This is a genomic window from uncultured Megamonas sp., assembly GCF_958438645.1.
In the GTDB taxonomy this organism is placed as follows: Bacteria; Bacillota; Negativicutes; order Selenomonadales; family Selenomonadaceae; genus Megamonas.
The window spans coordinates 1-20,316 of sequence record NZ_CAUBSM010000002.1 but is presented as its reverse complement, the minus strand read 5'-3'; the positions used below and the strand labels follow the sequence as shown (position 1 = coordinate 20,316).

The window sequence follows — 20,316 nt, the reverse complement described above, 5'->3', positions numbered from 1 at the left end:
AGGTAGAGTTTAGATAAATTTTATTTGTTATAAATATTTTTAGAGGAAAGAAAGTGATTATTAATGGATAGTAGTGCTTATATTGCTATAGCTGTATTTGTCATTGCCTATATGTTGATTATTTCAGAGAAAATACATCGTACTATAGTGGCTTTGACAGGTGCTATGGTCATGATTATTATGGGCATATTATCACAAGACCAAGCAATCCATCACATTGATTTTAATACGATTGGTTTGCTTACTGGTATGATGATTATGGTTAATATTACCAGTGAAACAGGGCTATTTAATTACTTAGCTATTTGGGCAGCAAAAAAAGTAAAAGCAAATCCAGTTAGACTGTTAATAGCTCTATCTGCTCTTACAGCTGTTTGTTCTGCTTTTTTAGACAATGTAACTACTGTTTTATTGACAGTGCCAGTAACTTTTAGTATTACAGCACAGCTAAAAATACCAGTACAACCATTTTTGATTGCACAGATCATGTCTTCAAATATCGGTGGTACAGCTACACTTATTGGTGATCCACCAAATATTATGATCGGTAGTGCTGTTCCCGAAATGGATTTTATGGCATTTTTGACTAATTTAGGTGATATCTGTGTTGTCATTTTTGCTATTACTATAGCTATAATCATTGCTATATATCATAAGAAATTAACAACAACAACAGCTTTACAAGAACAAGTAATGGCTATGAATGAAAAAGAAGAGTTAAAAGATACTTTATTATTGAAAAAATGTTTGATTGTATTATTTTTAACTATCATTACATTTATGTTCCATTCTCAACTTGGTTTAGAATCAGCAACTGTAGCTTTAGCAGGTGCTTCTATATTGATGTTAATCACTGTAAGTAGACGTGAAAAAAGAATTGCAAATATCTTAAGTCGTTTGGAATGGCTTGCTATTTTCTTCTTTGTGGGCTTATTCATTTTAGTTGGCGGTTTAGTAGAAACTGGCGTTATTAAAGCTATGGCTGCTGAAGCTATAAAAATAACATCTGGAAATGTTACAGCTTCCACAATGCTTATTTTATGGCTCAGTGCAATTGCTTCAGCCTTTATTGATAACATCCCATTTGTAGCTACACTCATTCCAATGATTAAAGAAATGGGTGCAATGGGTATGACAAATCTTGAACCACTTTGGTGGGCATTGTCTTTAGGTGCTTGTCTTGGTGGTAATGGTACACTTATCGGTGCAAGTGCTAACGTTGTAGTAGCTGGCATGGCAAGTGCACATGGAGAAAAATTATCTTTTGTAAGTTATTTAAAAATAGCTTTTCCACTCATGATTTTATCTATTATTGTAGCTAGTGTATATATATATATTAGATATTTATAATACTTATGAAATAAAAAATGCCTAGAAGTTATAGCTTCTAGGCATTTTTAGTTAAATTAATTTTAATCTTGAATTTTAGTCTGTAATTTATCTTTTACGGCTTCTTTAAAAGCAGTGAAAATTTGTTGTAATCTTTCTGGAGAAATGCCAGTTCCTTCAGAAATTTTAGCTAAACGTTGTTCATCAGTTAATTGACGATAATCAGCTAAATATTCACGGCGTTCTTCTTTTGTCATATTAGCTAATTTATCTCTACCAGATTGCATATATTCATCAAGGATATTTACTTCATCCTGAGTGATTTTTCCATCAGCTACTAATTGATTAGTGAATTTTGCTAAACGTTCAGATAAATCATCACGAGCTTTAGCTGGTTTCATTTTTTTAGGATCAGGTTTAGCTAAGATACGTTTTAAAGTATCTACAGGGATAGTAGTGCTTTCAGATATATCTGCTAAATTAGCACGCAAGGAGAAATATTTATGATTTTCTTGGCGGTATTGTTTAGCTTCATCGCGGTTTAATTTACGCATTTTGTCATCATATTTTTGATTGTTTTTGTAAAAACTTATGACTTCTTTTTTTAATTTAGTTGCTTGATTAGAAGAAATTGTATTATCTTTTAAAGCTTTATCGATGGATACAAAGTCTCTAGCAGCACGTTCGCGAGTGGATAAATACATCCAAGAATAATCACTTTCAAATTGTGTGCAATAATTTTGGATTTCTTCATTATGCATAAATGGTTTTGGTGGAGGTGCTGGTCTTTGTGTCAAATCAATTGGAGGAGGTGGTGGTGGTTGAGGCGGATTAGCTAGTGCTATGCCACTGAATATAACTGTACTGCAACCCGCTAAAATAGCTGCTGCAAGTTTTTTCTTTAATGTAGTTTTCATTTAAATACACATCCTTTCAAGTTGGGGAATTGTGATAAAAGTGATAAAAAAATTTATTATCTTTTATGTATATATTTAGCATATCATCAAAAGAAAATAATCATATTAAAATTTAATTAACTTTAGATTAAAAAAAAGAGCCTATATATAGGCTCTTTTGTATTTATATTTTATTTTACAACTAAAGCAGGACATGGAGCATGTTCTACTACATATTGGCTTACAGAGCCCAAAAGTACACCTTTAACAAGACCAAGTCCACGGCTACCGATTACTACTAAATCAGCTTTGATTTCATCAGCGAAATCTGTAATAGTAACAGATGGAGAACCAGTTTCTGAAGTAGTGATTACATTGATTTTTTCAGGAACTTTACTAGCAGCTTTTTCAAGTATTTCATTACCAGCTTTAGTAACTGCTTCTAAGATTGCATCAGAGAGGCAAGCATTAATTGCTAGTTGGTTGATATTTGCTACATAGAGAATATGAATATCTGAATTATATACTTCGGCAATTTTAATAGCTTCATCAATAGCTCTATCGGAAGTTTCAGAGCCATCTACTGGTACTAAAATACGTTTAATATCTGTCATAAGGAATCCCTCCAAAGATTATTTTACAATGATTATAGGACAAGTTGATTTTTCAAGAATTTGGCGACTTGTACTACCATTTAAAATACTACTAAATAAACTTAATTTACGACAACCCATAACGATTAAATCTATATTGTGAGTTTTAGTAAATTCTAATATTTTTGAAGTTGGTTGCCCACTTAGATGATGAGTGCTGATATTGATATCTGAAGGCAATAAATCTTTTGCCCTTGTAAAAATAGTCTCAACATAATGAGAAACTGAACCTGTTAATGGTGTGGCTAGCCAAGAAGAATATGTTGATTTATCATCAGTTTCTGTAGAAAAATATGTAACTAATAATAAACAAATCTGTGCTTGGTGTATTTTTGCTAAATCGGAAGCCAAAGATAAAGCTTTAAATGATTCTGCTGTGCCATTTATAGGAACTACAATGCGTTGTATATTTGGCATATTTACCACCTAATTCTTGAACTATTTGTATATATATTCTATTTCGCTAATAAAAGTGGAAATCCCTTTAATTTTACAAAATTTTTCTTAAAATAAAATCTATAAATTTATTATAGCCGTGACAAATTTATACGTTTTGACGTCTAGTTTGGAAAAAATTTTTCACTATATTTGAACATTCATCTTCAAGAACGCCGGCACGAGTTTGCACTTGATGATTTAGCCAATCATTGTTGACAATATTAAATACCGATTCACAACCACCAGCTCGCCAATCAGTTGCACCATAGACTAAACGTTTTAATCTACTAGAAAAGATAGCACCGGCACACATGGGGCAAGGTTCGATCGTTACATATAAAGTTAAATTAGAAAGTCGCCAGTTTTGAAGTTTGATGCAAGCTTGGCGAATAGCTACGATTTCTGCATGAGCAGTGGCGTCAAAAGTATTTTCACGAAGATTATGACCGCGAGCGATGATTTTGCCGTTATCATCACATATGATAGCACCTATGGGAATTTCACCAAGGGTAAAAGCTTTTTGAGCTTCTTTGAGAGCTTCTTGCATACCTTCAATGTCATTTTTTATTTGTAAACGTTCCACGATATCACCACATTTATATTTGTATTTTAACATTGTCTATACTATAATAAATAAGCTATAGTCTTGGCAAGAACAACTGACAACTAATTTGCAGTTGATTTTTGAGAAATGTTTTTTGTCTACAAATAGCAATAAACCTTGATTTTTAGGTTATTGACTTAGGCGAAAGAGTGGAGGCTTATAATGAACTGGTATCTTATGGTAATTGCCCTTTATGCTGTGTTATTGATTGCCGTTGGTGTGATCATATCACGAAAAGTAAAAGGAGCAGATGATTTCTTTGTTGGTGGACGCAAAATGGCACCATTTTTATTATTCATCACTTTAGTAGCACCAAATATCGGGGCAGGTTCTACTGTAGGTGTGGCAGGAATGGGCTTTACGTCTGGTATTTCCGCTGCCTGGTGGATTATTTCCTCAGCATTCGGGACATTTATTTTAGCTTTTCTTATTGGCCCTAAAATCTGGGAAATAGCTAAAAATCATGGTTTTTATACTTTAGGTGATTATTTAGAATATCGTTATAATCGTTATTTTAGAGGACTTATATCTTTGATGATGGCGATTGGCACTTTAGCTATTTTTGCTGGTCAATTGATGGGAATTGCTTGGATTTTATCTGTAGTGGCAGAAATTGATAAAACTACAGGTGTTTTAATCGCTTCCGTCGTAGTTGTTTTATATTTTTGTGCAGGTGGATTTTTATCAGCTGTTTATGCCAATTTAATCGAAGCAGGTGTAAAATTAATCGGTTTTATCGTAGCTGTACCACTTGTTTTATCTTTTGTAGGTGGCTTTGATGGTTTACAGGCAAAAGTCGTAGCTAATATGGCTGATGTAGCCAAATCAACAGCTTATTTTAGTTTTGACGGACTAGGTACTACAGTCATCATGGGATTTTTCTTGATGTTGATGCCATCGTTTTTCTTATCTCCTGCTCTTATCGGTAAAGTATATAGTGCTAGAGATAAAAAGACTGTACGCATCAGTACTTTTGCTTGTGGTTTAGTAATGTTATTATTCTCTGTTATTCCTGTAAGTTTAGGCATGGCAGCATATGCTATTGCTCCAGATTTACCACAGCAAGATTTGGCACTTCCTTATGTAATGAAAGAATGTATGCCATTTTGGGCTTCTGCTTTAGCTTTGGCAGCTATTTTTTCAGCAGAAATCAGTGCAGCAGATGCAGTCTTATATATGATAACAACATCTTTTACGAAGGATTTATATAAATCTTTTATTAATCCTAATGTTTCAGATGAAAGCCTGATCAAAGGCAGTAGATTTGTGACTGTAATGGCAGGTATTATTGGCATTGGTCTTGCGATTGTGTTACCAAATGTAATTTCAGCATTGTCTATTTTCTATTCTTTGATGTCTGTATCCATTACAGCACCATTATTATTTGGCTTGTTCACAAAACGCAGCAGTGCCTCAGCTGCTATAATTTCTACAATAGTAGGGATTATCGTTACTGTAGGATTAGATTTATTTAATGGTAATAAAGGCATTTGGATTTTAAATGCCCAATCTACAGCTATTATGTTGACGTTAATAATCATGTTTATCATGATGTTTGTAAGTCCAAATAAAAAAGCATTAAATAGATAATAAATTAAATAGATAATAAAAATAAAAAGCGACTTTGATAATTAACTTTAATCAAAGTCGCTTTTATTATTGTTAAAATCTTATAATATGGAAAATAAAAGGTGTTTTTTTGTTTCTTTTAAATTTTATGGAGTAATATAAATATTATTTAAAAAATATTATCTGTGGATTTTACGAGATTTATTTTATATTTACTAGCTAAAATATTATATCTAGTTTCACTATATTGCTCAAAACCTTGAATATCACTCATGCAATCAGTGAGTACGTATATTTTACGAGTTATTTCTAATTTGTCGAAATAATGTTCACAGATTTGGCGGACGCTTTCGAGTACACAATGAGATTTGGCTTCTCCTGCGATAATGATTTTGTCAAAAGAGGCAATCTCAGTGAGTAAATCTGTATTTGTATCATCGTGCATGGAATATTCTGGTTTAATGATACCATACATTTCAGAAAGTGGATTTTGTCCTTTATTGATTTTGACTAAAGGAATGTTTTGAGCTAAGGATATAAAATGAATGATGTTGCTAAATTGATTTTCTAGTGTAGCTCCCATGGTGCCATTTAGACAATGATAAGGCCATATACATAATTGTTTATCGGCTTTTTCTAAATGACGAACATAATTTTTGCTAAGTGCTGGATCAATAGTCGCTTTCCATTTTCCTTCGGTTAAATCAGATGCCTTGATGATGGTATAAGGAGCTGGGTGATTGCCTTCGATATCCACCCACCAACAAGGATGGAAGATTTGCTTTGGTTCATGTGTATCTAGGGAAACAATGATTTTGGATAATTTATCCATATGTTTATAGAGAAATTGACTTAAGCGAATTACATCTTCTTTAGCTCCAGGAACACCTAATGCTCCATTATCCATAAAATCTGTTTGAATATCCACGCCTAAAAATAAAACTTTAGATTTATTTTTATCAATATAAGGAGTCGGTTCTTGTCCTGCCCATTTGAGAATTTGATTTAATGGTAAAGGGTTAATCAATTGTCCAACAGAATCCTTATCAAAGATATGGTAAAATGGTATTTGCAAAAAAATCACCTCTTCTATATTTTATAAAACAAAAGCTCAGGATTTCCTGAGCTTTTGTTTTATCTATGCTAATTTTTATGATTTACCAATGATATTTTTCGCCACGGCTGATTTTAAACGCACGATAAATCTGTTCTACGAGCAAAAGTCGTATCATTTGATGTGTAAATGTCATTCGTGAGAAGGAAATACGTTCATCAGCACGTTTTCGAACTTCTTCAGATAAACCAAAAGCTCCTCCGATTAAAAAGGTTATATGGCTTTGTCCTGATAAAGTGAGTTTATCAATTTTTGCCGATAATTCTTCTGAAGAAATATCTTTGCCAAAAACATCAAGTACAATTAAATAACTATTTGCTGGGACTTTTTTTAATAGACGTTCTCCTTCAGCTGTCAATGTAGCTTTTTTTTCAGCTGGAGATGGATTGTCTTTCATTTTTTCTTCGTTGATTTCAATGAATTCTAATTGAGTAAATGGTTTTAAGCGTTTTACAAATTCATTGATACCATCTCTTAAATATTTTTCTTTAATTTTACCTGAAGCAACAATAGATATTTTCATGATTAATTATTTGTTGGCGTTTCAGCTAATGTGACTGAAACATCGCCAACTTGTCCATTTCTTGAGATTGTGAGGGTGATAGTATCACCGACTTTGTGTTCTGCTATCATACCGCGTAAATCAGCTACAGTGTTAGTTTCTTTGCCATCTATTTTTAAGATTAGATCGCGTTGTCTAATACCAGCTTGATCAGCAGGACTGCCAAGTTCTACTTGCATTACAATGACCCCAGCGTCAACATTTAATTTGTAGCCAGCTTGAGCAGCTGTTTGTTTATCGAGTACACCTACACCGAGATATGGATAAGTTACATGACCTTTATCGATTAATTCATCAATAATAGGTTTAGCTGTATTGATAGGAATAGCAAAACCGATACCTTCAACACCAGTTGCGGCAAGTTTGGCACTGTTGATACCGATTACTTGACCGTCAGCATTTACAAGTGCTCCGCCAGAGTTACCAGGATTGATGGCAGCATCAGTTTGTAAAAGTTTTAAGCGATTATCGCCAATATTTAATGTACGATTTAAAGCACTGATTACACCAGCAGTTACACTACCTTGAAATTCTAGACCTAAAGGATTGCCAATAGCGATAGCTGGTTCACCAACCATGATATCATCAGAATCGCCAAATTCAGCAGTTGGCAAATCAGTAGCATCGACTTTGATTACAGCTAAGTCTGAATAAGGATCAGCACCGATTAGTGTAGCAGAAAGTGTTCTACCGTCAGCAAGAGCAACAGTGATATCTTTAGCTCCTTCAATTACATGGTTATTCGTTACGATATAACCATCACTTCTGAAAATAACGCCAGAACCTGTACCTTTATCAATTTCAACTTGACGGTTGAACCAATCACGTGCAACAGCTTTATTAGTGATACCAACAACAGCCGGCCCTACTTTTTTAGCTGCTTGAACTATAGGGGTATTGCGGGCATCAGAGGCTGGAGCAGATGGTTTTTCACTAGAAGAAGCTACAGTTGAAGATGAAGAAGTAGCACTTTGTTCATTATTACTACAACCACCAAGCAAAACACTCATGGAAATAAGGCAAATGCCTAAAATAGAAAGTGGAGAACGCATAAAAAAACCTCCTTATTTGATTTTATTTAAATATAGATAGAAATTTAAATATTAATTTTTAATACTTAGTATTCTATCTGGTGACGCTACATGTAGAGATATATCATCTAAATTATTTTCTTGAAAAATCTGTTTAATTGTATTTAAAGCAATATCAGGAGTATTATTTTGTTCACTGAGATGAGCCAAAATTATCTGTTGAGGCTTAGCTTGAAGTTTATTGATAGTAAAACCAGCATCAACATTAGATAAATGACCTTTAGTGCTTAAAATACGCTTTTTTAATGACCATGGATATTGACCATTTTGCAGTAATTTTAGATCATGATTAGCTTCTAATATGATGGTGTTAGAATTTTCAAGGGCATTTTGTACAGTTTCACTGACAAAGCCTAAATCAGTAGCTAGGGTGATTTTTTCAGTTACTTTTTTTGTGGTAGAGCTATATTTAGAAATATTATAGCCTACAGGATCAATAGCATCATGAGAAGTAGCAAAAGCATTAATATTTAAATTGCCAATATTTATATCATCTGAAAGTAAAGGATGAAAATGTTTTAAATTTATATCTGTAAATTTTTGTGTAGAGGCAATTTGCTTCAAAGTATTGATTTTGCCATAGATAGGAAGACTGTAATTTTTAGTTAAAGTCTTTAAACCGCGAATATGGTCGATATGTTCATGAGTTATAAAGATACCATCTAAATCTTCAATATTTAAATGTAGCTGTGCTAAAGCTTGTTTTAATTTACGGGTGCTTATACCCATATCAATTAAGATGGCATTATTATCATCATGGATTAAAGTACAATTGCCACGGCTACCACTAGCTAAGACAGATATGTTCATAAAATAAAAAACCTCATTTCTGATTTTTATTGATTATATGTGTATATAGCCTTAGCCGTCAAGTAATATGATTAGTATATTACTAGGATAAGAAAAATACAATATAAAAAGCCACAGAAAACTGTGGCTTTAGATTAAATTTTAATTAAAATTAATTGAATTAACTAACTTTAGCTTTGCTATTTAATTTAGCTTTACATTCTGCACAAGTGCCATAGAAGTAAAATTGATGACGATGAACATCATAAGAAGATTGACTGGCAACTTCTTCTACACATTTAGCAAAATCGATCATGATATCATCAACTCTGCCACATTCAGTACAGCAGATATGAGCATGAGAGCTAGTGTTTGCATCATAGCGGAAAGAATCTTCACCGACATTTAAGATATTGATTAATCCAATTTCGTGTAAAATATCAACAGTTTTGTAAATAGTAGCCAAACTCATTGTAGGGTAATAAGGTTGCAATTTATTAAATATCATTTCAGCATTAGGATGTGCTTTCGTGTTGCATAATGCGTTATAGATTGCCAAACGTTGTGGCGTTACTTTGAAACCTTTTTTTCTTAAGAGCTCAGTCACTTTTTTATTATCTAACATGGCTGTATCGCCCCTTCCAAAAATAGTTATTAATAATAATTGTTATTAAAATAGAAAAATTATCCAAAAACTATAATTTTATTCTAAAAGAAAAATAAAGCATTGTCAATAGATATAAGCGTTATAGATAAGCTTTTAGGAAATTTTTAATCAAAATAATAAGAAAAAATAATTAAACAGTTAAGAAATCCAGTTTATAAGGTAGAAATAATTATATAATATATGTAAACTGTCTCTTTTAAAATTTTTGTTATCTATGATATAATTTAAAAATAATGTAAAAATATAATAATATCAATGATTTTTATAGATTAATTGATTATTTGTATATGTATTTTTCATATTATAATTACAATATTATGAAGGGAATGATAATATTGCCAATGATGTTTACCATGATGACAGCTCTAGTAATGGTCATTATATCAGTTTTAGGCTTTTTTTTAGCTAGTGAATATTTTGCCAAAGATGTTCGTAAATCTGCACGTAAAAAATTGATATTTATTAATATAATAATCATTATAGGTTTTGTAGTATTATATCCTAAATTATTAGATTTTAGTTATGCAGCTATTTTAGGTGAAATAGTCGTAATGTGGTATGTACTACAAGTTTTTTTGATTATTTTAGGGATTTTAGTAAAAATTTTCCGATTGATATATGAAAAATCTCGTCATCAAGAAATCGATGAAAGTAAACGTCGCTTTTTGCGTGGTGTTATTTGGGTACCAGCGATTTCTGCTACATTATATGGGGGTTTATATGAAAGTCGTCATATAGAATTTGTAGAGCAAGATATTAATTGCAAGGATTTTCCTAAATTAAATGGTATAAAAATAGCTCATTTAACAGATGTGCATTTGGGTAATTTCTTTTCAGTTAAACAATTTTATGAAGTTTTAAATCAGATAGCACATAAAAGTCCAGATATGCTTGTGATTACAGGCGATGTTTTTGATAATGGCAAGATAAATGATGAAGCGATAAAGATTTTAAATGCCTTTACACCGTATTTTCCTTTTGGTGTTTATTTTTGTTGGGGAAATCATGAACATATGCGAGGTATAGAGCATTTAAAGGAAGCTTTGAGCAAGACGAATATTAAAGTCTTAAACAATGAGTCCATAAAGATTTTAAGCGGTGATAAACCTTTATATCTTTTGGGTGTTGATTATGTAGATGAACGAGGCGGACAAGATGCCGCTAATATGCGAGAACAATATTTACAAAAGGCTTTGACTGATGTACCAGAAAGTGCTTATAAAATTTTATTAGCACATCATTCAATTTTTATAGATGAAGCTTTTAAACACAATATAAATTTGACTTTGACAGGTCATACTCATGGGGGACAATTTGCTTTTTTAGGTATACCGATTATTCCTATGTTTAAATATATGCGTGGTAGATTTGAGCAAAATAATTCTATAGGTTATGTCAGCAGTGGTGCAGGCAGTTGGTTCCCTTACCGCATTGGTTGTCCACCAGAAGTGACATTCTTTAATTTTAAAGCTTAATCGTTTAAATTTATTTTATTATATTTTGATGATTTTGGGGTGATATGATGAATGATATAGCAAAGATGCAAGACCTTTGGCAGGAAATGAGTTCTTGGATGACAACATATATGAAATCATTTTATTCGCCAGAAGCAGCAAAGACAGCAAAATCTCATTTGGAGATAAAATCGGCCAAAACGATATTTTTTGACGATGCTCAAATCGTGGATGGCATAATATTAAAAGAAAAACATACATGGATGGTTGTAAAAAACTGTGAAAATCTGGCTAAACATTTGAATCTAAATGAACATGATAGCTTTTTGGCTAAGATGATCGGTTTATTCCATGATGTAGGTCGCTTCTATCAGTTCACAGTATATCGTACTTTTAATGATGCTTTATCTGAAAATCATGCTAAATTGGGCTTAAAAGTCATCAAAGATTTACCTTTTATGGCCAAATTAGATGAAGAAGATTTAGCGACTTTAAAATTTGCCATAGGCAATCACAATGCAAAAGAGATAGCACCTACAGAAAATCAAAGACATTTAGCTTTTGCTAAATTAATTCGCGATGCTGATAAAATAGATATTTATCGTGTGTTAAAACCATTTTTAGGGCCTACAGATGGAACAGGTTGTAGCCCTGATTTTGTGGATTTATTTGTAGCAGGCAAACAATGTGATTATACAAAAATGAGAACGCAAGATGATAGAAAACTTGTGCGTTTAATGTGGGTATATGATGTGTATTTTGCATGGTCTTTACAGCAGATTGTAGAGCAAAATTATATCGAAGATATAATCAATAATTTAGTTCAAGATGAAAAGATGATGCAAGGCATTAACCGTTTGCGTAATTATATTCAAGAAAAACTACAAACAAAAGATGTTTGGCAAGGTTAAAGCTGACAAATAATAGTTTATCATGATATCATATAAGATAAATTATAATTTGAAAAAAGAAGGGGAAAAAATAATGGCAGAATTAATGGCTTCCAATTTTGTGCATAACGCTATTGATGAAGATTTAAGAGAGGGAAAATACACTGAAGGAATACATACACGTTTTCCTCCAGAACCAAATGGATATTTACATATTGGACATGCAAAATCCATATGCTTAAATTTTGGTACAGCTCAAAAATATAATGGTCTTTGTAACCTTCGCTTTGACGATACTAATCCGACAAAAGAAGATGTGGAATATGTAGATTCTATCCAAGAAGATGTAAAATGGTTAGGTTTTTCATGGAAAGATAGAAAATACTATGCTTCTGATTATTTTGGTAAACTCTATGATTATGCTATAGAATTAATCAAAAGAGGCAAGGCTTATGTAGATGATTTGACAGCAGATGAAATCCGTCAATATCGTGGTAATTTGACTGAACCAGGTAAAGAATCTCCATATCGTAACCGCAGTGTAGAAGAAAATTTAGATTTATTTACACGCATGAAAAATGGTGAATTTGCTGATGGTGAAAAAGTTTTACGTGCTAAAATCGATATGGCTTCACCTAATATCACTATGCGTGATCCAGTTATCTATCGTATAGCACATATCACTCATCATCGTACAGGTGATACATGGTGCATCTATCCAATGTATGACTTTGCTCATCCATTATCCGATGCTATCGAAGGTATTACACATTCTATCTGTACATTGGAATTTGAAGATCATCGTCCACTTTATGATTGGCTTTTAGACAGTCTTGGTTTTGATGTAAATACTCGTCCTCGTCAGATTGAGTTTGCTCGTTTGAATATCACTAAAATGGTTATGAGTAAACGTAAACTCCGTCAATTAGTAGAAGGCGGTTATGTATCTGGTTGGGATGATCCACGTATGCCTACTATCTCTGGTCTTCGCCGTCGTGGTTATACAGCAGCTGCAATTCGCGATTTTTGTGAACGCATTGGTGTAGCCAAAGCTAATAGCTTAGTAGATGTAGCTATGCTTGAACATTGCGTGCGTGAAGATTTAAACGCTCATGCAAATCGTGTCATGGCAGTGCTTGATCCTATCAAAGTAGTGATCACAAATTATCCTGAAGGCAAAACAGAAATGCTTGCTTGTGAAAATTTACCAACTACAGATGCTAAACATTATATGCCATTTAGCCGTGAAATCTATATTGAACGTGAAGACTTCATGGAAGAAGCACCAAAGAAATTCTTCCGCTTGAAACCAGAAGGCGAAGTTCGTTTGAAAAATGCTTATATCATCAAATGTGAAGAAGTCATAAAAGACGAACAGGGCAATATCGTAGAACTTCATTGTTCCTATGATCCAGATTCCAAAACTGGTGGTAAGACAGCAGGACGCAAAATCAAAGGTACTATTCATTGGGTAAATGCTGCTACAGCATTAGATGCACAAGTTCGCCTCTATGATTATTTATTAAAAGATGAAGAAGGCTCTGTAAATGGAGATTTCATCGCTTCTCTAAATCCAGATTCTTTAGTAGTATTAAATAATTGTAAGGTAGAACCAAGTGTAAAATGGGCAGCACCTGGTACAAAATTCCAGTTCTTACGTCAGGGATATTTCTGCGTGGATAAAGATAGCACAATGGATAATCTAGTATTCAATCGTGTAGTAGGTCTTCGCGATACATGGTCTAAAGTTGCTAAAAAAGGTTAATAATTAATTGCAAATTATTTATTTAATATAGATAGAGATAATAAAAAGGGAAAATAAAAAATAAAGTGAGGTTTATTCATGGATTCAACAGCTTGGATTGCACTAGCCATCTTCATGGTAGTGTATGTGTTCATCGTATCGGAGAAAATTCACCGAACTGTAATTGCCCTAACTGGTGCAATGCTCATGATTGTATGTGGTATCTTGACTCAAGATATGGCTATTCACCATATCGACTTTAATACTATCGGTCTTTTAGCAGGTATGATGGTAGTCGTAAATATCACAGGTGAGACTGGTTTATTTAATTATTTAGCTGTTTGGGCAGCCAAAAAAGTAAAAGCACAGCCTTTAAAATTATTAGTAGCATTATCTTTTTTAACAGCAATATGCTCTGCCTTTTTGGATAATGTAACAACAGTATTATTGACAGTGCCACTTACTTTCAGTATTACGAGGCAATTAAATGTACCAGTAAAACCATTTTTAGTAGCTCAAATTTTAGCTTCTAATATCGGTGGTACATCAACACTTATCGGTGACCCACCAAATATCATGATTGGTAGTGCCGTACCAGAAATGGACTTTATGGCATTCTTAGTTAATTTGTCTGGTGTATGTATCGTTACTTTTATTATTACAATTGCGATATTATTATTCCTCTATCGTAAACAATTAGTTACAACAGATGAATTAAGAGCAAAAGTAATGGCAATGGACGAACGCAAAGAAATAAAAGATGCGACATTGCTCAAAAAATGTTTAGTAGTACTAGCTTTGATCATCATTACATTTACAATGCATTCACAATTGCATTTAGAATCAGCAACAGTAGCATTAACTGGTGCATGTATATTGATGCTCATAAGTATAGCTAGATATGAAAAGAAAATTGCCAATGTATTAAGTCATATAGAATGGCTTGCAATATTCTTCTTTGCCGGATTATTCATCTTAGTAGGTGGCTTAGTAGAAACAGGAGTAATAAAATTATTAGCACAAAAAGTATTAGAAGTAACAGCAGGAGATTTAACAAGCACAACAATGCTTATTCTATGGCTAAGTGCAATAGCTTCTGCATTTATAGATAATATACCATTTGTAGCAACACTCATACCGATGATCAAAGATATGGGTGCAATGGGAATGACAAATCTTGAACCATTATGGTGGGCATTATCCTTAGGTGCATGTCTAGGTGGAAATGGAACACTAATAGGTGCAAGTGCCAACGTAGTAGTAGCAAGTATGGCAGCAATCCATGGAGAAAAAATTTCTTTTGGTAAATACTTTATGGTAGCTTTCCCAATTATGATTTTATCTATTATCATAAGTAGCATTTACTTATACTTATTCTATCTATAATTTAATAAAAATTTTAAAATAAAAAGCCGTTTTTCTAGGTTAAATGATAATAACTTAGAAAACGGCTTTTTATGTTCATTTTTCTTTTATATAAAAGAAAAACGAACCAAAAAGAAAACTACCCGCTCACGCGTTTTTTACTTTGGTAAAGATAAAAATATGTCAACAACGTTCTAAACTCGCTTGGCTCAAACAGTAGAACTAAAACCGTAGCCATATTTTTATCTTTACCAATAGCCTATGGCTACCGTAAAAAAAGCTGAAATGCGGGAAATGTTTGGTATTATATTTTTCCGCATTATAAAATTTTAGTGGTAACCGGAGGTTATTGAAAAAAATTATCACTGAATACGGTTTTAGTCTGAATGTCTGAGCGTAGCGAGTTTCTAAGCGTTGTATGAAGTGATAATTTTTTTCAAAGCTAAAATTTTATCTGCGGTGGTTTCTTTGGTTCGTTTCTTTGCCATTAAAGAAATGAACAACTCTCTGTCATCAAAGAAATGAACAAATAATTAGATATTACTGTGTTTTACGGAGTCAAAAGTATCTGTGATTTCTTTGGCTGGTGCTTTATCGAGTTTACTACCGATGATGATAGCTAAAGAGGATAAGATGAAGCCAGGAACGATTTCATAGAGCTGGAGGATTGGATATACAGTGGCGATATCCATTTGAGTGATTTGTTTCCAGATAAGAACAGTGATACCACCGACGATCATACCCGCTAAGATACCATTTCTTGTAGTGCGACGCCAGAAGAGAGAGAATAATAAAGCAGGGCCAAAAGTAGCACCAAAGCCTGCCCAAGCGTAAGCAACGATATTTAAAATGGAGTTGTTAGGATCAAGTCCAAGAGCTATAGCTATCAAAGCGATACCGATGACGGATAGACGAGTGACAAGCACTAATTCACGAGGATTGATATCTTTGTGAATGAATTGTTTGTATAAATCTTGAGCTACAGCAGAAGCACCTACTAATAATTGAGCAGAAGCTGTACTCATGATAGCTGCAAGCACGGCAGAGAGGATGATACCAGCCCAAAATGGACTAAATAAATGATCAGTCATAACGAGAAAGACTGTTTCAGAATTTGCTCCATTGAGTGGAGTTGTCAAATAAACACTACCGACCATACCAACACATACAGCAGCAGTGAGCGAGATCACTACCCATGTCATAGCGATACGAGTAGCTTTTTTTAATTCGCCAGAAGAGGTGATGGCCATGAAACGCACTAAAATATGTGGTTGACCAAAATAGCCAAGTCCCCAAGCGAGTAGAGAAATTAATTCTAATACAGTAGTATAAGAACCATCAGGTTTAGTTAGTGGATTGAAAAATTCAGGATTAGTGATATTGATAGCAGTATATGTATCAGCAAAACCCCCTAGTGTAAAAGAAGCGGCAATAGGTACGATTAAAATAGCAAAAAACATCATTACCCCTTGAATGAAATCAGTCCAACAAACTGCTAAAAATCCCCCTACAAAAGTATAAAAGACGATAACAAAAGCTCCCAGACAAAGTGCATATTCATAAGGAATGCCAAAGATTGTATTGAATAATTTTCCGCCAGCTACAAAACCAGATGAAGTGTAGATAATGAAGAAAATCAAAATAAATATGGCCATGACTACACGAATTAAAGGACTTTTATCATGGTAGCGATTTTGTAAAAAATCTGGTAGGGTGAGCGAATTATTGGCAAGCTCGGTGTATTTACGCAAGCGACGAGCGACAAACTGCCAATTTGCCCATGTGCCAAGAGCAAGACCTATGGCAATCCAGCCAGCATTTAAACCTGCAAGATAGGCAAATCCAGGAAGACCCATGAGCATCCAACCACTCATATCAGAGGCTTCAGCACTCATCGAAGTTACCCAAGCACCTAATTTTCTGCCACCTAAGATATAATCTGACATATTATGAGTGCGATAATAAAAATAAACGCCGATTGCCATCATAAACAGCAAATACAGTAAAAAAGCGATAATAATAGATATATTATCAGACATAAAAACCCTCCTATTTAGTTTTTTATTTTTAATTATAATTATATGGTTAATATTTTATCATGATAAACAAATTATGTACATATGTAAATTTGTATACTACAAATAATACAAATAAAAGCAAAATAATAAAAGAAGATAAAATAATAGGCAAAATTGATTTTGAGATTGTATACAAAATTTTTTTTGATTTTTAATTGACAAATGTAGTGTCCAGTCATATAATAAAAAACATCGACGAGGATGTACATCAAAAGAAAAAAATAAATTCGTTGATATTATCTTGTAATAATAATTTAATAGCAAAATAAGACAAAGACGTCTTGTTAAAAGATATACGAAATAGTATATCCTTTGACAAGGCGTTTTTTACTTTTCAGCAATTATTATACATTTTTGGCTTATTTTGTGATGAAGAAAGGGTGTAGTTTATGAAAAGATTGGCATCTATATTGTCTATGACTGCTATATTCATGGCATTGATGGCGTCTATGGTTTTCGCTGCTGATGATACTGCAGCAGCAATCGATACAGGTGATACAGCATGGGTTTTAATTAGTGCAGCACTTGTATTCCTCATGACACCAGGTCTTGCATTTTTCTATGGTGGTATGGTAAGAAGTAAAAACGTATTGAGTACCATAATGCACAGTTTCTTCATTGTAGCAATGATTTCTGTAGAATGGGTTATTATTGGTTATGCAATGACTTTTGGCAGTGATATTGGTGGATTTATCGGTAGCTTAGACAAAGTTGGTTTAACTGGTGTTGGCTTACAGGTAATGGAAAATGGTACTATTCCTGAACTTGCTTTCGTAGCTTTTCAGTGTATGTTTGCTGTTATCACACCTGCACTCATTACTGGTGCTTTTGCAGAAAGAATGAAATTCGGTGCTTTCGTAGTATTTATCTTATTATGGGCAATCTTCATTTATAACCCTATGGCTCATTGGGTTTGGGGCGGCGGTTTCTTAGCAAAACTCGGTGCTTTAGACTTTGCCGGTGGTTTAGTAATTCATATTTTATCTGGTGTATCTGGTCTTACAATTTGTATCTTACTTGGTAAACGTCATGGTTATGGCAAAGTTCCAATGCTTCCACATCATTTACCAATGACTGTACTTGGTGCAGCACTTTTATGGTTTGGTTGGTTCGGTTTCAATGCAGGTTCTGCACTTGGTGCCAACGGTTTAGCAGCAAATGCATTCGTTACTACACAGGCAGCAGCAGCTATGGCAACTGTATCTTGGGTAGCATGTGAATGGATGCATCATGGCAAACCTACTATCTTAGGTGCAGCTTCTGGTTGCGTAGCTGGTCTTGTAGCTATTACTCCAGCAGCAGGCTTCGTTGCTCCACTTCCAGCTGTTATCATTGGTTTAATCGGTGGCGTTGTTTGTTACTTCGCTGTAGCTGTAGTAAAAGAAAAATTCGGTTATGATGATTCTTTAGATGCTTTTGGTGTTCATGGCGTTGGTGGTACATGGGGTGCTATCGCTACTGGTTTATGGTGCTCTACAGATATCAACCCAGCAGGTGCAGATGGTTTATTCTATGGCAGTGCTGATACATTAATCGCTCAATTAATCTCTATAGTAGTAGCTTATGTACTCGCTATTGTAGGTTCCTATATCTTATTCAAAATTGTTAGCTGCTTTATGCAGGTTCGTGCAAGCGAAAACGAAGAAATCTCCGGTATCGATATCTCCGAACATGGTGAACGTGCATACAATCAGTCCATCATGAGTGCGAATACTTTGCTTTCCAGTGAAGCAGAAGCATTTGCTAGTGAAAATTTTACAAAACCTGTTGATTTAAAATAATAAGTAAAATTTTTAAGGTTTTAGTGGTATTATTATAAGAAAAAGAATTTTCATTAGTAAGGGGTAGATTTTATGCGAAAAATAACGAAAGTAGAAATAATAACTCGTGCTAGTAAATTGGAAGAATTGAAAGAAGCCTTAAATAAAATAGGTGTACAAGGTATGACTGTAAGTCAAGTATATGGCTGTGGTTTACAAAAAGGTCATACTGAAGTATATCGTGGCAAACAATATAGCGTAAATCTTGTACCAAAAGTAAAGGTTGAAACAATTATTTGTGCGGTGCCTGTTGAATTAGTTTTAGAAACAGCTCGTAAAGCCTTACAGACAGGTCATATAGGTGATGGTAAAATCTTTGTATACGATGTAGAAAACGCTATGCGTATTCGTACAGGTACAATGGGCGATAAAGCCATCACAGATGATGAGGCATGATAAATTTCCTTCATTATAATAAATATATTATCTAAATAGAATAATATACTATATGATGAGAGAAATATCTTTATACACAACAAGGAATATCTTGATTTAATAAAGATATTCCTTGGACATTTTTTTAGCTTATTAAATAACTTATAAATACTAGAAAAAAAGAAGTTAGGCTTGCCTAACTTCTTTTTTTATCTAATATACAGTAAAAATAAATATATTCTATGTTATAATAATGTATAATATATTATCAAGATTGAGGTGTAGCTTATGTCTTTAACTGATAAAGAAATTATGGATGGCGTATTAGCTGAATTTGCTAATTTGGCAGCTATTCCACGTAAATCAAATCATGAAGAAGCAGTAAGTAATTTTTTGAAAGAACGTGCATTATCTTTTGGCTGTAAAGTAATTCAAGATGAAAAATTTAATTTAATCATTGATAAAGAAGCAGCAAAAGGCTGTGAAGATTGGCCACGCGTAATTGTTCAAGGTCATATGGATATGGTATGCGTAGCAACTGAAGGGGTAGAATATGATCCACTCACAAGCCCTATTAAGATCATCAATGATGGTGAATTTTTACGTGCTGATGGTACTAGCCTTGGTGCCGATGATGGTATCGGTGTAGCAGCAGCTATGTATTTATTACAGCAGGATTTCAATCATGGCCCTATTCGTGCTATTTTTACTGTAGACGAAGAACAGGGAATGACTGGAGCGAAAGAGTTAGATTCTAAATATTTATTAGATGCAAAATATCTTATAAACTGCGATTCTGAAGCTTTTGATTATTGTGAGCCGCATACTTGTGATTTTAATCATGAGTTAGGCGAACAAAATAGTCAGCGTATATAGAA

At 33.5% G+C, this 20,316-nt stretch carries 19 protein-coding genes; 9 read left to right on the top strand and 10 right to left on the bottom strand.

The annotated features are described in order from the left end of the window. Positions 1-63 precede the first annotated feature (63 nt). Complete coding sequence (locus Q5I67_RS02095; protein ID WP_302486203.1) at positions 64-1,350, top strand: ArsB/NhaD family transporter; 1,287 nt, start codon at positions 64-66, stop codon at positions 1,348-1,350. Between the two features lie 62 nt (positions 1,351-1,412). On the opposite strand, the gene Q5I67_RS02090 is transcribed toward Q5I67_RS02095, so the two are convergent. The 4 genes from Q5I67_RS02090 to tadA all read right to left on the bottom strand — a co-directional run bounded on the left by Q5I67_RS02090 (position 1,413) and on the right by tadA (position 3,899). Beyond that, positions 1,413-2,246, bottom strand: a complete 834-nt coding sequence (locus tag Q5I67_RS02090) for a hypothetical protein (protein ID WP_224169316.1) — start codon at positions 2,244-2,246, stop codon at positions 1,413-1,415. Positions 2,247-2,416: 170 nt separating this feature from the next. Continuing rightward, on the bottom strand, positions 2,417-2,839 hold the full coding sequence (locus tag Q5I67_RS02085; RefSeq protein WP_296896834.1) for a universal stress protein: 423 nt from the start codon (positions 2,837-2,839) through the stop codon (positions 2,417-2,419). A gap of 18 nt (positions 2,840-2,857) precedes the next feature. Continuing rightward, positions 2,858-3,295: a universal stress protein gene (locus tag Q5I67_RS02080; RefSeq protein WP_302486202.1), complete on the bottom strand. Its 438-nt coding sequence runs from the start codon at positions 3,293-3,295 to the stop codon at positions 2,858-2,860. 127 nt (positions 3,296-3,422) lie between these two features. After that, complete coding sequence (gene tadA, locus Q5I67_RS02075) at positions 3,423-3,899, bottom strand: tRNA adenosine(34) deaminase TadA (protein ID WP_302486201.1); 477 nt, start codon at positions 3,897-3,899, stop codon at positions 3,423-3,425. Positions 3,900-4,082: 183 nt separating this feature from the next. On the opposite strand from tadA, the gene Q5I67_RS02070 reads away from it, so the two are divergent. Then, positions 4,083-5,510 carry a sodium:solute symporter family protein gene (locus Q5I67_RS02070; protein WP_302486200.1) on the top strand — a complete coding sequence of 476 codons (1,428 nt, stop codon included), beginning with the start codon at positions 4,083-4,085 and terminating at the stop codon, positions 5,508-5,510. A gap of 148 nt (positions 5,511-5,658) precedes the next feature. Here Q5I67_RS02070 and Q5I67_RS02065 read toward each other — a convergent pair whose 3' ends face one another. The 5 genes from Q5I67_RS02065 to Q5I67_RS02045 form a co-directional block, all read right to left on the bottom strand. Then, positions 5,659-6,564: an isochorismatase family protein gene (locus tag Q5I67_RS02065; RefSeq protein ID WP_302486199.1), complete on the bottom strand. Its 906-nt coding sequence runs from the start codon at positions 6,562-6,564 to the stop codon at positions 5,659-5,661. A gap of 82 nt (positions 6,565-6,646) precedes the next feature. Continuing rightward, positions 6,647-7,126, bottom strand: a complete 480-nt coding sequence (rlmH, locus tag Q5I67_RS02060; RefSeq protein WP_015561772.1) for a 23S rRNA (pseudouridine(1915)-N(3))-methyltransferase RlmH — start codon at positions 7,124-7,126, stop codon at positions 6,647-6,649. A gap of 2 nt (positions 7,127-7,128) precedes the next feature. Then, positions 7,129-8,217, bottom strand: a complete 1,089-nt coding sequence (locus Q5I67_RS02055; protein ID WP_302486198.1) for a S1C family serine protease — start codon at positions 8,215-8,217, stop codon at positions 7,129-7,131. A 51-nt stretch (positions 8,218-8,268) separates the two neighbouring features. Further along, entirely contained in the window at positions 8,269-9,066 is a 798-nt protein-coding gene (locus Q5I67_RS02050) for an MBL fold metallo-hydrolase (RefSeq protein WP_302486197.1), read from the bottom strand. A gap of 160 nt (positions 9,067-9,226) precedes the next feature. Next, positions 9,227-9,670 (bottom strand): Fur family transcriptional regulator, encoded by a 444-nt coding sequence (locus Q5I67_RS02045; protein ID WP_008539551.1) that lies wholly within the window; start codon positions 9,668-9,670, stop codon positions 9,227-9,229. 368 nt (positions 9,671-10,038) lie between these two features. Here Q5I67_RS02045 and Q5I67_RS02040 point away from each other — a divergent pair, with 368 nt between their 5' ends. The 4 genes from Q5I67_RS02040 to Q5I67_RS02025 all read left to right on the top strand — a co-directional run bounded on the left by Q5I67_RS02040 (position 10,039) and on the right by Q5I67_RS02025 (position 15,186). Continuing rightward, positions 10,039-11,187, top strand: coding sequence for a metallophosphoesterase (locus tag Q5I67_RS02040; RefSeq protein ID WP_302486196.1), 1,149 nt, complete (start codon positions 10,039-10,041; stop codon positions 11,185-11,187). A 47-nt stretch (positions 11,188-11,234) separates the two neighbouring features. Continuing rightward, on the top strand, positions 11,235-12,077 hold the full coding sequence (locus tag Q5I67_RS02035; RefSeq protein ID WP_366926313.1) for an HD domain-containing protein: 843 nt from the start codon (positions 11,235-11,237) through the stop codon (positions 12,075-12,077). 73 nt (positions 12,078-12,150) lie between these two features. Beyond that, entirely contained in the window at positions 12,151-13,821 is a 1,671-nt protein-coding gene (locus Q5I67_RS02030; RefSeq protein WP_302486195.1) for a glutamine--tRNA ligase/YqeY domain fusion protein, read from the top strand. A gap of 78 nt (positions 13,822-13,899) precedes the next feature. Continuing rightward, positions 13,900-15,186 carry an ArsB/NhaD family transporter gene (locus tag Q5I67_RS02025; protein WP_302486194.1) on the top strand — a complete coding sequence of 429 codons (1,287 nt, stop codon included), beginning with the start codon at positions 13,900-13,902 and terminating at the stop codon, positions 15,184-15,186. A gap of 512 nt (positions 15,187-15,698) precedes the next feature. On the opposite strand, the gene putP is transcribed toward Q5I67_RS02025, so the two are convergent. Beyond that, positions 15,699-17,204, bottom strand: coding sequence for a sodium/proline symporter PutP (gene putP / locus Q5I67_RS02020; RefSeq protein WP_302486193.1), 1,506 nt, complete (start codon positions 17,202-17,204; stop codon positions 15,699-15,701). 428 nt (positions 17,205-17,632) lie between these two features. Here putP and Q5I67_RS02015 point away from each other — a divergent pair, with 428 nt between their 5' ends. From Q5I67_RS02015 to Q5I67_RS02005, 3 genes are all read left to right on the top strand, one after another. Then, entirely contained in the window at positions 17,633-19,024 is a 1,392-nt protein-coding gene (locus Q5I67_RS02015) for an ammonium transporter (protein WP_296896126.1), read from the top strand. A gap of 72 nt (positions 19,025-19,096) precedes the next feature. Continuing rightward, the gene (locus Q5I67_RS02010; protein ID WP_296896124.1) at positions 19,097-19,459 is read left to right on the top strand and encodes a P-II family nitrogen regulator; all 363 of its coding nucleotides are present in this window, start codon (positions 19,097-19,099) and stop codon (positions 19,457-19,459) included. Positions 19,460-19,726: 267 nt separating this feature from the next. Continuing rightward, the gene (locus tag Q5I67_RS02005) at positions 19,727-20,314 is read left to right on the top strand and encodes a M20/M25/M40 family metallo-hydrolase (RefSeq protein WP_302486192.1); all 588 of its coding nucleotides are present in this window, start codon (positions 19,727-19,729) and stop codon (positions 20,312-20,314) included. Positions 20,315-20,316: the final 2 nt, after the last annotated feature.

Bases quoted from the DNA above. Each gene is read 5' to 3' on its own strand.
- Q5I67_RS02095 (WP_302486203.1), top strand. From the start codon at position 64: ATGGATAGTAGTGCTTATATTGCTATAGCTGTATTTGTCATTGCCTAT.
- Q5I67_RS02090 (WP_224169316.1), bottom strand. From the start codon at position 2,246: ATGAAAACTACATTAAAGAAAAAACTTGCAGCAGCTATTTTAGCGGGT.
- Q5I67_RS02085 (WP_296896834.1), bottom strand. From the start codon at position 2,839: ATGACAGATATTAAACGTATTTTAGTACCAGTAGATGGCTCTGAAACT.
- Q5I67_RS02080 (WP_302486202.1), bottom strand. From the start codon at position 3,295: ATGCCAAATATACAACGCATTGTAGTTCCTATAAATGGCACAGCAGAA.
- Q5I67_RS02070 (WP_302486200.1), top strand. From the start codon at position 4,083: ATGAACTGGTATCTTATGGTAATTGCCCTTTATGCTGTGTTATTGATT.
- rlmH (WP_015561772.1), bottom strand. From the start codon at position 7,126: ATGAAAATATCTATTGTTGCTTCAGGTAAAATTAAAGAAAAATATTTA.
- Q5I67_RS02055 (WP_302486198.1), bottom strand. From the start codon at position 8,217: ATGCGTTCTCCACTTTCTATTTTAGGCATTTGCCTTATTTCCATGAGT.
- Q5I67_RS02050 (WP_302486197.1), bottom strand. From the start codon at position 9,066: ATGAACATATCTGTCTTAGCTAGTGGTAGCCGTGGCAATTGTACTTTA.
- Q5I67_RS02045 (WP_008539551.1), bottom strand. From the start codon at position 9,670: ATGTTAGATAATAAAAAAGTGACTGAGCTCTTAAGAAAAAAAGGTTTC.
- Q5I67_RS02040 (WP_302486196.1), top strand. From the start codon at position 10,039: ATGATAATATTGCCAATGATGTTTACCATGATGACAGCTCTAGTAATG.
- Q5I67_RS02035 (WP_366926313.1), top strand. From the start codon at position 11,235: ATGAATGATATAGCAAAGATGCAAGACCTTTGGCAGGAAATGAGTTCT.
- Q5I67_RS02030 (WP_302486195.1), top strand. From the start codon at position 12,151: ATGGCAGAATTAATGGCTTCCAATTTTGTGCATAACGCTATTGATGAA.
- Q5I67_RS02025 (WP_302486194.1), top strand. From the start codon at position 13,900: ATGGATTCAACAGCTTGGATTGCACTAGCCATCTTCATGGTAGTGTAT.
- putP (WP_302486193.1), bottom strand. From the start codon at position 17,204: ATGTCTGATAATATATCTATTATTATCGCTTTTTTACTGTATTTGCTG.
- Q5I67_RS02015 (WP_296896126.1), top strand. From the start codon at position 17,633: ATGAAAAGATTGGCATCTATATTGTCTATGACTGCTATATTCATGGCA.
- Q5I67_RS02010 (WP_296896124.1), top strand. From the start codon at position 19,097: ATGCGAAAAATAACGAAAGTAGAAATAATAACTCGTGCTAGTAAATTG.
- Q5I67_RS02005 (WP_302486192.1), top strand. From the start codon at position 19,727: ATGTCTTTAACTGATAAAGAAATTATGGATGGCGTATTAGCTGAATTT.